Source organism: uncultured Frigoribacterium sp., assembly GCF_963515265.1.
Lineage (GTDB): Bacteria > Actinomycetota > Actinomycetes > Actinomycetales > Microbacteriaceae > Frigoribacterium.
Genome location: NZ_CAUPYL010000068.1, coordinates 1 through 11,645 on the forward strand (window position 1 = coordinate 1; position 11,645 = coordinate 11,645).

The following is an 11,645-nucleotide window of genomic DNA, read 5'->3' on the forward strand; positions in this document are numbered from 1 at the left end:
GACGTCGGCAGAGCGAGCTCCGCGACCGGCAAGGGCCGCCCGGCGACGTCGACGACGAGCGACGGCAGCCCGAGCAGGAGCGCCGCGTGGTCGTTCGCGAGCGTGAGCCGCCCCTGGTCGTCGACGAGCACGAGCCCCTCGCCGACCGAGTGCAGCACCGCCTCGTGGTGATCGCTGACCCGGCCGAGCTCCTCGGCGCCGAGGCCACGGGTGACCCGCCGGAGGTGGCGGCTGAGCAGCCACGCCGCCAGCGCCCCGAGGGCTACGGTCGCGAGGGCCCCGCCGACGAGCAGCGGGAGGCGCTGGCCGAGCGCCGCGGAGACGCTGTCGACGGTCACGCCGGCGGCCACGAGGGCGACGACCTCTCCGTCGTCGCCCCGCACCGGCACCACGGCGCGCACCGACGGCCCGAGCGTGCCCGAGTACGTCTCCGTGAACGACCGCCCGGCGAGCGCAGGGTCGATCGTGCCGATGAACGGCCGCCCGATCTCGGCAGGGTCAGGGTGCGTGAGTCGGGTGCGGTCGGGCGTCATCACGGTGACGAAGTCGGTGTCGGTGTCTCGCATCAGGTCGAGCGCGTACGGCTCGAGCGACGCGGACGGGTCGTCCGTGCCGAGCGCCTCGAGCACGAACGGGTTGTCGGCGATCGAGGTCGCGAGGGCCGTGCAGCGAGCGGCCGCGGCACGCTCGGTGTCGGTGCGCGCGCTCGTCCACTGCCACGCCCCGGCGACGAGGGCGAGCACGACGACGCCGACGACCTGCAGGGCGAACAGTCGGGTGGCGATGCTGGCGCGGCGCATCGGACTGCCGGACGGTCCGGTCGCCTAGACGACGGGCTCGACCAGCCGCACGTGCGAGACGGCGACGCGCGTCGGCTCCCCGGCGAACGCCGCGGCTCGTGCCTCGGACGCCAGGTACTCGGCCTCGAGCGCGAGGAAGGCCTCGGCGTCGCCGGGAGCGCTGACGGCCCAGGTGAACTCCTCGACGTCGCGGTCGGCGTAGGCGAACTCGATCGTGAAGCCCGAGGAGGTGCGGGCCGGCACCAGCCGGGAGGCGAACCAGGCGACGAAGTCGTCGAGCACCCCGGGGGCGAGCTCGTAGCGGCGCAGCTGGACGGTCTTCGTGGTGACGTCGTCGTCGGTCATGGCGCCACACTAGCGACCGCCGCCGACGCGAGCCGCCCGCGGCGCGGGCGCGCGGCTGCCTGCGGCGTCGGGGCCCCGGCGGCCGCCGCGAACACTATGAACGCAAGCTCGTGCGGCGGAGGCACCGAGGTCATGCTGGCCCGATCCACCCCGCCGACCGGCGACGACGTCGTCCCGGTCACGAGCACGAGGACCACCGATGGCAAAGACGCCTTCTCCCCGCACTCCCCGCCCGTCGAGCGCCGACGGCACCGCCCTCGGGGGCGAGCCTCACCGTTCGCCCCTCTCGCGCCTCCGGCGGATCGAGAAGTCGCACTGGCTCTACATCGCCGTGATCGTCGCGGTCGGGGCCGGCATCCTCGTCGGCCTGACGGCGCCCGACGTCGCGGTGCAGCTGAAGCCGATCGGCACCGCGTTCGTCTCGCTGATCTCGATGATGATCGCGCCGGTGATCTTCTGCACGATCGTGCTCGGCGTCGGCTCGATCGCGAAGGCGGCGACGGTCGGCAAGGTCGGCGGGCTCGCCCTCGGCTACTTCATCGCGATGTCGACCTTCGCCCTGGCGATCGGCCTCGTCGTCGGCAACCTGATCCACCCCGGCGAGGGGCTGATGGTCGGCAGCACCGGCTACGAGGCGCCGGCGAGCGAGGAGGCGGGCGGCACGGCCGGCTTCCTGCTCGGCATCATCCCCGAGACGCTCGTCTCGTCGCTGACCAGCGGCTCGATCCTGCAGACGCTCTTCGTCGCCCTGCTCGTCGGCTTCGCGCTGCAGCGGATGGGCGCGCGCGGCGCGACGATCCTCGAGGGGGTCCGCAACCTGCAGGTGCTGGTGTTCCGCATCCTCGCGATGATCATGTGGGTCGCCCCGATCGGCGCGTTCGGCGCCATCGCGGCCGTCGTCGGCGAGACCGGCGTCGCGGCGATCGTCGCCCTCGCGACCCTGATGGTCGCGTTCTACGTCACCTGCATCGTGTTCGTCGCGGGCGTGCTCGGCACGGTGCTGAAGCTCGTCACGGGCATCAACATCTTCCGGGTGATGCGCTACCTCGGCCGCGAGTACCTGCTGATCGTGTCGACGTCGTCGAGCGAGGTGGCCCTGCCCCGCCTCATCGCGAAGATGGAGCACCTCGGCGTCTCGAAGCCCGTCGTCGGCATCACGGTGCCCACCGGATACTCGTTCAACCTCGACGGCACGGCGATCTACCTGACGATGGCGTCGCTGTTCATCGCCAACGCGATGGGCACGCCGCTGAGCGTGGGGGAGCAGCTCTCGCTGCTGCTCTTCATGATGATCGCCTCGAAGGGCGCCGCGGGCGTCACGGGAGCCGGCATCGCGACCCTCGCCGGCGGCCTGCAGGCGCACCGGCCCGACCTCGTCGACGGGGTGGGCGTGATCGTCGGCATCGACCGCTTCATGTCCGAGGCCCGCGCCCTGACGAACTTCACCGGCAACGCGGTCGCGACGCTGCTCGTCGGCACCTGGACCCGCGAGGTCGACACGGACCAGGTCGCGCGTGTGCTCGCCGGCGACTCGCCCTTCGACGAGTCGACGATGAGCGCCGACGGCCACGGCGACGCGGCCCACGCGGCCGCCACGGGAGCCGGTGCCGAGGAGGCGGCGGCCGAGACGACGGGACCGGCACGCGACGACCGCATCTCGACCGACACCGTGCGGACGATCGTCGGCGGCGACGAGCGGGTCTCGCGCCGCTGACAAGCGGCGGCGCACGCCGTCGCCGTCGCCGTCGTCGCCAGCGCGAAGCACCCCGTAGTGGACGATGCACCCCAGAACGACGGGGTGCACGGTCCACTACGGGGTGCTCGAGGTCCAGGCGCGAGACGGGTCAGTCGTCGTCGTCCGCCGACGGGTCCCAGTAGACCCGGTGCTCACCGACGGTCTCGGCGAGCGCCTGCAGCGCGAACGTGCTCACCCGCGCCTCCTACGCGCTCGTCGACGCCGCGTCGGCATCGGCGCGAGCCGACTCGGACCCGGCCTGCGTCGTGCCGGCGCCGGACCCGGAGCCCGTCTCGACGGCCGCAGCCGGGCTGGTCGTCACCTCGATGCGGCGCGGGGCGGCCTTCTGCGTCACCGGGATGACGATCGAGAGGACGCCGGCGTCGTAGTGGGCCGAGATGCCGCTCGCGTCGACGCCCTCGCCGAGGCTGAACTGGCGGAGGTACGAGCCGTGCGGGCGTTCCTTCGCGAGCCACTGCGCGCCGGTGCGGGCGTCGGCCGTGCGCTGCGCCTTGACGGTGAGCACCTGGCCGTCGACGTCGACGTCGACGCTGCCCGGGTCGACGCCCGGCATGTCGGCGGACAGCACGTAGCGGTCGCCGTCGCGGTACAGGTCGACGGGCATCTGCCGCGGGCCCTGCCGCGTCGCGAGCAGGCTGCCGGCGAGGCGGTCGAGCTCGGTGAAAGGATCGAAGGTCATTGCCATGATGAAGAGTCCCCTTCCGTGACGGAGTCGGTGTCTGTCGAGAGTTGAGTCGCTGTGGCTCAACTCGGTGACTCGATGCTAGGACGGCGTCACGGCTCGTAGCTCGGAGTTCGCTCAGATCAGGCTCGGAGTTCGCTCAGAGGAACGACCGGGGGCGCCTCAGGCGCCCCGGACCGCCGCAGCCACCTGGGCCACCGCCTCCTCGACCGCCTTCCGCCGACCCGCGTCGTCGTCGCGCTCGGAGTCGTGCACCCACGCCGTGGCTCCGCGTCGGGCGCCGACGTAGTCGACGATCCCGTGCCCGATCTGCGTCTCGAGAGCCTGCTCGTAGCCGTGCCTCTCGTAGGTGGAGGCGCTGTCGCCGGCCACGAGGAGGAGGTGGATCGTGAGCCCGCCCAGGTTGCGTCGCATCCCGCCCTCCGCGTCCGGCGCGCTCACGTCGAACGCCCAGCCGTTCACGAACACCCGGTCGACCCAGCCCTTGAGCAGGGCCGGCATCGACCACCACCAGACCGGGAAGACGAGCACGAGGTGGTCGGCGGCGTCGAGTCGGCGGTGCTCCCGCAGGACGTCAGGTGAGAACTCCCCGCCGACCCGGTAGCTGTGCCGGTCAGCGGCGCCGAACCGCGGGTCGAAGTCCTCGGCGGCGAGATCGGCGACCTCGACGTCACCGGGCTCCAGCGCCGTCCGGAGCTGCTCGGCGATGCCGGCGGTGAGCGACTCAGGGTCAGGGTGGGCGGTGACGATGAGCGTCTTCATGCAGCCCAGTCAACCGGCTCGGGCTGGCTGGCAGCCCGGCGAGCGATCTCAGCCCTCGCGCAGCACCTTCGACATGGCGCGCCCCCGCGCGACCTCGTCGACGAGCTTGTCGAGCCGGCGGATCTGCTGCATCAGCTCGTCGTCGAGCTCCTCGATGCGCACGCCGCAGATCACGCCGGTCACGAGCGACGCCCGCGGGTTCAGCTCGGCGGCGGCGAAGAACTCGCGGAACGTGGTCCGTGAAGCCAGGTGCTCCGCGAGCCGGGCGTCGTCGTAGCCGGTCAGCCACGTGACCACCGTGTCGACCTCGGCGCGCGTGTGGCCCTTCCGCTCGGCCTTCGCGACGTAGAGCGGGTACACGTCGGCGAACGCGGTCTCGTAGATGCGGCCGTTGCGGTCCATGGCGGCAGCGTAGCTGCGGGGGCGGGTCCCGTCAGCCCTCGCGCGCCTCCCTCGCCCGGCCCTTGATCGCCGAGATGACGTCGGTCTTGGCGTCGGCGTAGTCGTTCATGTCGTCCCAGCGGCGCTCGAGCAGGGCGCGCTTCGTCCGCTCGTAGAGGGCCCGGTCGGCGTCGTCACGGCGCAGGTGGTCACGAAGGAGGAGGTAGTCGGCCACCGCAGGAGCGCCGCGGTCGTAGACGTGCACGTGCACGTCGCGCTCCGGCGTGCGCACCAGCCGGTGCCCCGGCTCGCGCACGCGCAGCAGGTAGCCGGCGGCGAGCAGGGGCTCGAGCCAGTCCTCCTCGGCGGTGACGTCCTCGACCGCGACGACGACGTCGACGATCGGCTTCGCGGCCAGGCCGGGCACGGACGTCGAGCCGATGTGCTCGACCTGCGCCCGCGTGCCGGTCGTCGCGAGGGCCGCGACGATGCGCCGTTCGTGCTCACGGTAGAGCTCGGGCCAGCGCGGGTCGGGCTCGTGCAGGGTCACGGCGACGGCCTCGGGGCCGCCGACGAGGTCGAGCTGGGTGACGTCGGGTCGGCGTCGCGGGCGGCGGAGGGGGGTCTCGTCGGTCACCCGGCCATCCTCGCAGCCGTCCGCCTCGCGCTGCCTTCTCGGCACACGGCGTCATCTGCCCCCGAGTTCGTCCATGATGGTCCCGTGACCGACACCGACACCGCGAAGCGACCCGACGGAGCCAGCCGAGACGACGTCCGGGGGGCGGTCGACACCGACCTGCGCGCCGACGTCAGCTTCCTGGGCAGCCTGCTCGGGCGCGTGCTCACCGAGGCAGGCGGCCCCGACCTGCTGGCCGACGTCGAGCGCCTGCGCGCCGCCGTTATCTCCGCCTACGAGGACGCGACCGCGGGCCACGCCGGCAAGACGGACTCGGCCGAGCCGGTCGACCGCGCCGGCGAGATCGTCGCGGAGCTCGACCAGGAGCGCGCCGAGCAGGTCGCCCGGGCCTTCACCGTCTACTTCCACCTCTCCAACCTCGCCGAGGAGCACCACCGGGTGCGCGTGCTGCGCCGACGCCGCGAGCGCGCCGACTCGCTGCCCGCCGCGGTCGAGCGGCTCGTGGAGGAGCTGGGGGCCGAGGAGGCGTCGGCGCGTCTGCAGTCGCTGCGGTTCCAGCCCGTCTTCACCGCGCACCCCACCGAGGCTCGCCGCCGCGCGGTCGCGAGCACCATCCGCCGCATCAGCGACCTGCTCGACGAGCGCGACGCCGCGCAGAGCACGGCCGACCTGCTCGAGACCGAGCGTCGCCTCCTCGAGGAGATCGACGTGCTGTGGCGCACCTCGCCGCTGCGCACCACGCGGCCGACCCCGCTCGACGAGGTCCGCACCGCGATGAACGTCTTCGACCAGACCCTGTTCGAGGTCGTGCCGCACGTGTACCGGGTGCTCGACGACCGCCTCAACGGCGACGCGGCCGGCCGTCAGCCGGTGGCGGCCCCGGCCTTCATGCGCTTCAGCAGCTGGATCGGCGGCGACCGCGACGGCAATCCGCACGTCACCGCCGAGGTCACCCGCGCCGCCGCCGAGATCGCGTCCGAGCACGTGCTGCTCGGCCTGCACCGGGCGGCCGGCCGCATCGGCGGCACCCTGACCCTCGACGAGGCCGACACCCCGGCCGACGCAGGCGTCCGCGAGCTCGCCGAGCAGCAGCGTTCGCTCGACCCCGACACGGCCTCGCGCATCGGCATCCGCTCGCCCAACGAGACCCACCGCCGGGTGCTGCTGTTCGTCGCCGAGCGGATCGACGCCACGCGCCGCGGCGTCGAGGGCCTCGCCTACGCGGGCCCCGACGACCTGCTCGCCGACCTCCGCACCGTCCAGGCGTCGCTGCGTGCGGCCGGGGCGCACCGCGCGGCCAACGGCGAGCTCCAGAACCTCGTCTGGCAGGTCGAGACCTTCGGCTTCCACCTCGCCGAGCTCGAGGTGCGCCAGCACTCGCAGGTGCACCGCACCGCACTCGAGGAGGCGCGGACCGGCGGCGAGCTGAGCGCGCAGACCGTCGAGGTGCTCGACGTGTTCCGCACCGTCGCCTCGCTGCAGCAGCGCTTCGGGCGTCGTGCCGCCTCCCGGTACATCGTGTCGTTCACCCAGTCGTCGGCCGACCTCGCGAACGTCGTCGAGCTGGCCGAGCTCGCCCTCGGCTCGGCCGAGGCGGCGCCGGTGCTCGACGTCATCCCGCTCTTCGAGACGTTCGCCGACCTCGAGGCGTCGACGCGCATCCTCGACGAGGCCCTGCAGACCGACGCGGTGCAGCGCCGCCTCGCCGCGACCGGCCGCAAGCTCGAGGTGATGCTCGGCTACTCCGACTCGTCGAAGGACGTCGGCCCCGTCAGCGCCACCTTCGCGCTCTACGACGCGCAGGCGCGCATCGCCGAGTGGGCGCGGAGCAACGACATCGAGCTGACCCTGTTCCACGGCCGCGGCGGCTCGATGGGCCGCGGCGGCGGACCGGCCCACGAGGCCGTCCGCGCGCAGCCGCCCGGGTCGGTCGAGGGCCGGTTCAAGATCACCGAGCAGGGCGAGGTGATCCTCGCGAACTACGGCAACAAGGTGATCGCCGCCCGCCACATCGAGCAGATGGCCGCCGCGACCCTGCACGCGTCGACGCCGTCCACGGCCGCCGCGAACGCCGCCTCCGCCGAGCGCTTCGCCCCGCTGGCCGCCGCGATGGACGCCGCCTCGCGCGACGCCTTCTTCGGCCTGGTCAAGGCCGACGGGTTCGCGAGCTGGTTCGCCACCGTGACCCCGATGGAGGAGGTGGGCCTGCTCGCGCTCGGCTCGCGTCCCGCCCGTCGCGGCCTCTCGGTCGAGTCGCTCGAGGATCTGCGGGCGATCCCGTGGGTCTTCGCGTGGACCCAGGCCCGCATCAACCTGGCCGGCTGGTACGGCCTCGGCTCGGCGCTCGCCGCGGTCGGCGACGTGCAGGTGCTGCGCGAGGCCTACGAGGCGTGGCCGCTCTTCCGCACGATGATCAAGAACGTCGAGCTCTCCCTGGCGAAGACCGACGACCACATCGCCCGTCGGTACCTCGGCCTCGCCGAGCGGGACGACCTCGCCGACCGGGTGCTGGACGAGATGGCACTGACCCGCGAGTGGGTGCTCGCGACGAGCGGGTCGAGCGACGTGCTCGAGGGGCGACCGGTGCTCAGCCGCTCGGTGCGCCTCCGGAGCCCCTACGTCGACGCGCTGTCGCTGCTGCAGCTGCGGGCCCTGCGGGGGATCCGGCGCTCGGTCGAGAAGGACCCCGCGGACGCCGACCACCGCCTCCTGCTGCTCACCGTCAACGGCATCGCGGCCGGCCTCCAGAACACGGGCTGACCTCGTCTCCCTCATTCAGGAACATCGGTCCTGCGTCTCGCGGCGGGGGGACCGATGTTCCTGAGTCGTGCACGATGCAGGTGTCGCGCCACGACACTTCCTGAACGGTGCCGGGGCGCCGACCTCCCACCTCCGACCTTCGGTCGATCCCCGAGGAGGCGCCCGCTCCGTACCCTCGGAGCATGAGCACCGAGACCGCGACCGACGGCAGACCCCGTGGCTGGGCCCGCGCCTGGGGCGAGACGTGGCGCATGCTGGCCGCGCTCCTGTCGGGGGTCCTCATCTCCGTGACCGTCTGGTTCAGCGACCCTGCACTGCAGCAGGGCATGGGGGAGATGCGGTTCGGCCTGCTCGTGCTGCTCGACGTCGCCGTCGGCCTCACCGCCCTCGTGATCTTGCCCTTCCGTCACCGTGCCCCCTTGGTGCTCACGCTGTTCGTCGTGGCGATCACCGCCGTCTCGCCCCTCGGGCTCGGCGCAGGCGGCGTCATGCTCATCTCGCTCGCCACACGTCGCCGCGTCGGCGAGCTCGTGCCCGTGGCCGCGGTCTTCCTCGTCTCGGGAGTGCTCGCAGAGGCCTTCGTCTTCCGGTCCGCCGACGAGACGCCGCTGTGGCAGGTCACCATCGCGACGGCGGTCGTCGCCGCGCTGCTCGTCGTGATCGGCCTCTACATCGGCGGTCGTCGTGAGCTGCTGCGCAGCCTGCGCGAGCGCGCCCGCCTCGTCGAGGAGGAGGAGCACCTCCGCCTGGCCCAGGCACGCGACCACGAGCGCACCCGGATCGCCCGCGAGATGCACGACGTGCTCGCCCACCGGCTCTCGCTCGTCGCCCTGCACGCCGGGGCCCTCGAGTACCGCGACGACCTCGACCCGGCCGAGACGCGGGCCACCGCCGGCGTCATCCGGGAGAACGCCCGCACGGCGCTGACCGAGCTGCGGGACGTGCTCGGGGTGCTCCGCGAGCCCGGTCCCGACGGCGGCGCGGTGGCCGCTCCGCCCCAGCCGACCCTGGCAGGGCTGGACGAGCTGCTCGACGAGGCGCGGTCCGCGGGCACGGTCGTCCAGCTCGAGTCGTCGCTCCCGCCGGCCCTGACCGGCGGCCACAGCGACCCCGCGGCGGCGGACGATCCGTCCGAGGAGGCGCCTCCCACGACGACGAGCCGGCACGCCTTCCGCATCGTGCAGGAGTGCCTGACGAACGCCCGCCGGCACGCCCCGGGGCAGCCGGTGACGGTGACGCTCGACGGGCGTCCCGGGGGCCAGCTCGTCGTCCGGGTGGAGAACTCCCTCGGGGCTGCCGGTGCGCGCGCCGTGCGCGGCGGCCACGGCCTCGACGGGCTGGGGGAGCGAGCCCGCCTCGCCGGCGGCACCCTGACCCTCGACTCGTCCGCGGGTCGCCACGTCGTGGAGGCGAGGCTGCCGTGGACCCGTTGACCCGCGCCTCCGCCCCGGTCCGTGTCGTTCTCGTCGACGACGAGAGGCTCGTCCGGACCGGGCTCCGCCTCATCCTCGGCGGCGAGCCGTCCGTCGAGGTGGTGGGCGAGGCCGGCGACGGCGTCGAGGCCGAGCACGTCATCGCCGAGACCCTCCCCGACGTCGTCCTGATGGACATCCGCATGCCCCGCCGTGACGGGCTCGCCGCGACCGAGCGAGAGCTCGCGCGTCGACCCGACCTCGCCGTCCTCGTGCTCACGACCTTCGACGCGGACGACATGGTGCTCGGGGCGCTGCGCCTCGGCGCCCGCGGGTTCCTGCTCAAGGACACCCCGCCGGCCGAGCTGGTGGCGGCGGTCCTCGCGGCGGCGCAGGGCCGGTCGACCCTGTCGCCGAGCGTGCTCGACCGCGTGATCGGGGCCGCGACCGCGTCCGTCCCCGTGCAGCCGGTCGACGGCAGCGCCGAGGAGGCGGCGGCCGCGGCCGACGAGGCCCGGTCCCGTCTCGCCCTGCTCACCGCCCGCGAGGCCGACGTCGTGCGCGGGGTCGTGCGCGGCCGCTCGAACGCGCAGATCGGCGCCGAGCTGTACGTCAGCGTCGCGACGGTGAAGACCCACCTCGGCCACGCGTACGACAAGCTCGGCGTCGACGGCCGGGTGCAGCTCGCCCTGCTGGCGCGGGCGGCGGGGCTCCCCGAGGACTGACGCCGCTCCTCCTCCGCCCCTGGTCGCCCGGGGCCCCGCGCGTCGCCTCGAACCGTGGCCGTCGTCCCTCCCCAGGTCACGATTCGACACCGCCTGTCCCCGTGCACGGTCACGGCCCCGGTGCAGGACCGGGGGAGGTGCCATGATCTTCGGCAGAGCAGCGTCCGCTCGCCGTCCAGGAGGTCATCCGTCGTGTCTGTCCGTGCTGTCGTGCCCGTCCGCATCTCTCCCCGCTCCGTCCGTCCGCGCCTCCTCGGCGCCGCCGCCGGCCTGGCCGGGCTCGTCCTGCTGTCGGCGTGCGCGTCGGCACCGTCGGGCGACGGGGGCGCCGCGACGGCCTCGGCCCACTGCGCCCGGATGGTGACCAACTCCGGCGGCCTCGAGGACCGCTCGTTCAACCAGTCGAGCTGGGCGGGGCTGCAGGCCGCCGAGGCCGACGGCGTCGCCGCGCAGGTGCTCGTCTCGACCTCCGAGACCGACCTGGCGCCGAACGTGACCCAGGCCGTCGAGTCCGGCTGCGGCTTCGTCCTGACCGTCGGCTACGAGCTGGCCGCCGCCACCCAGGAGCAGGCCGCGGCGAACCCCGACGTCGACTTCGCCATCGTCGACGAGACCGTCGAGGGCGACAACGTCAAGCCGATCCTGTTCGACACGGCGCAGGCGTCGTACCTCGCGGGCTACCTCGCGGCGGGCGTGTCGAAGACCGGCATCGTGGGCACCTTCGGCGGCGGCAACCAGCCGCCCGTCACGCTCTTCATGGACGGCTTCGCCCAGGGCGTCGACGCCTACAACGCCGCGCACGGCACGACGGTCAGCCTGCGCGGGTGGGACCAGGAGACACGCGACGGCTCGTTCACCGGCGACTTCGAGGACGTCGCCAAGGGCAAGCAGTCCGCCCAGGCGCTGATCGACCAGGGCGCCGACGTGATCATGCCCGTCGCCGGCCAGGTCGGCGAGGGCGCCGCCTCCGCCGCGCTCGACACCGGGGGAGTGAGCGTCATCTGGGTCGACAACGACGGCTACGACACCCTGCCCGAGGCCTACCGTCCGATCCTGCTGACCTCCGTGCTCAAGGACACCGAGCAGGCCGTGCGCGAGATCGCCGTGTCGACGACCGACGACAGCTTCACGAACGAGCCGTACGTCGGCACCCTCGAGAACGAGGGCGTCGGCCTCGCGCCGTTCCACGACCTCGAGTCGAGCGTGCCCGCCGACCTCGCCGCCGAGGTCGACGCCCTGCGCGACCAGATCGTCGCGGGCACGGTCACGGTCGACTCGCCCGACGCCCCGTAGGCGACGGCCCGGTCACGGTGGGCGACGGTCCGGTCACGACGCCCGCGCTCCGCCGCCACGCGCCCGCCGTGGCCTACGGCCGGCTGGCCCGC

11 protein-coding genes are annotated in these 11,645 nt (G+C 73.5%); 5 read left to right on the plus strand and 6 right to left on the minus strand.

Features of this window, described 5'->3' with window-relative positions:
• A partial coding sequence (locus RWM17_RS07650; RefSeq protein WP_314102466.1) for a PAS domain-containing protein occupies positions 1-800 on the minus strand: 800 nt, incomplete at its 3' end.
• A gap of 24 nt (positions 801-824) precedes the next feature.
• Positions 825-1,145: a hypothetical protein gene (locus tag RWM17_RS07655; RefSeq protein ID WP_314102467.1), complete on the minus strand. Its 321-nt coding sequence runs from the start codon at positions 1,143-1,145 to the stop codon at positions 825-827.
• 199 nt (positions 1,146-1,344) lie between these two features.
• Here RWM17_RS07655 and RWM17_RS07660 point away from each other — a divergent pair, with 199 nt between their 5' ends.
• Complete coding sequence (locus RWM17_RS07660; RefSeq protein ID WP_314102469.1) at positions 1,345-2,859, plus strand: cation:dicarboxylate symporter family transporter; 1,515 nt, start codon at positions 1,345-1,347, stop codon at positions 2,857-2,859.
• A gap of 226 nt (positions 2,860-3,085) precedes the next feature.
• Here the strand turns inward: RWM17_RS07660 and RWM17_RS07665 are convergent, their stop codons facing one another.
• The 4 genes from RWM17_RS07665 to RWM17_RS07680 all read right to left on the minus strand — a co-directional run bounded on the left by RWM17_RS07665 (position 3,086) and on the right by RWM17_RS07680 (position 5,363).
• Positions 3,086-3,580, minus strand: coding sequence for an Hsp20/alpha crystallin family protein (locus tag RWM17_RS07665; RefSeq protein WP_314102471.1), 495 nt, complete (start codon positions 3,578-3,580; stop codon positions 3,086-3,088).
• Positions 3,581-3,745: 165 nt separating this feature from the next.
• Positions 3,746-4,345: an NAD(P)H-dependent oxidoreductase gene (locus RWM17_RS07670; RefSeq protein WP_314102473.1), complete on the minus strand. Its 600-nt coding sequence runs from the start codon at positions 4,343-4,345 to the stop codon at positions 3,746-3,748.
• A gap of 48 nt (positions 4,346-4,393) precedes the next feature.
• On the minus strand, positions 4,394-4,747 hold the full coding sequence (locus RWM17_RS07675) for a DUF2200 domain-containing protein (protein ID WP_314102475.1): 354 nt from the start codon (positions 4,745-4,747) through the stop codon (positions 4,394-4,396).
• Positions 4,748-4,778: 31 nt separating this feature from the next.
• A complete protein-coding gene (locus tag RWM17_RS07680; protein WP_314102477.1) occupies positions 4,779-5,363 on the minus strand; it encodes a GrpB family protein in 585 nt (194 codons plus the stop codon).
• Positions 5,364-5,447: 84 nt separating this feature from the next.
• On the opposite strand from RWM17_RS07680, the gene RWM17_RS07685 reads away from it, so the two are divergent.
• The 4 genes from RWM17_RS07685 (at position 5,448) to RWM17_RS07700 (ending at position 11,553) form a co-directional block, all read left to right on the plus strand.
• The gene (locus RWM17_RS07685; protein WP_399540275.1) at positions 5,448-8,123 is read left to right on the plus strand and encodes a phosphoenolpyruvate carboxylase; all 2,676 of its coding nucleotides are present in this window, start codon (positions 5,448-5,450) and stop codon (positions 8,121-8,123) included.
• A 182-nt stretch (positions 8,124-8,305) separates the two neighbouring features.
• The gene (locus tag RWM17_RS07690) at positions 8,306-9,556 is read left to right on the plus strand and encodes a histidine kinase (protein WP_314102479.1); all 1,251 of its coding nucleotides are present in this window, start codon (positions 8,306-8,308) and stop codon (positions 9,554-9,556) included.
• A complete protein-coding gene (locus RWM17_RS07695) occupies positions 9,544-10,260 on the plus strand; it encodes a response regulator (protein ID WP_399540277.1) in 717 nt (238 codons plus the stop codon). Before RWM17_RS07690 ends, RWM17_RS07695 begins: the two co-directional genes overlap by 13 nt.
• Before the next feature lie 192 nt (positions 10,261-10,452).
• Positions 10,453-11,553 (plus strand): BMP family ABC transporter substrate-binding protein, encoded by a 1,101-nt coding sequence (locus tag RWM17_RS07700; RefSeq protein ID WP_314102481.1) that lies wholly within the window; start codon positions 10,453-10,455, stop codon positions 11,551-11,553.
• Positions 11,554-11,645: the final 92 nt, after the last annotated feature.

Coding starts and splice junctions, on each gene's coding strand:
- RWM17_RS07655 (WP_314102467.1), bottom strand. CDS start 1,145: ATGACCGACGACGACGTCACCACGAAGACCGTCCAGCTGCGCCGCTAC.
- RWM17_RS07660 (WP_314102469.1), top strand. CDS start 1,345: ATGGCAAAGACGCCTTCTCCCCGCACTCCCCGCCCGTCGAGCGCCGAC.
- RWM17_RS07665 (WP_314102471.1), bottom strand. CDS start 3,580: ATGACCTTCGATCCTTTCACCGAGCTCGACCGCCTCGCCGGCAGCCTG.
- RWM17_RS07670 (WP_314102473.1), bottom strand. CDS start 4,345: ATGAAGACGCTCATCGTCACCGCCCACCCTGACCCTGAGTCGCTCACC.
- RWM17_RS07675 (WP_314102475.1), bottom strand. CDS start 4,747: ATGGACCGCAACGGCCGCATCTACGAGACCGCGTTCGCCGACGTGTAC.
- RWM17_RS07690 (WP_314102479.1), top strand. CDS start 8,306: ATGAGCACCGAGACCGCGACCGACGGCAGACCCCGTGGCTGGGCCCGC.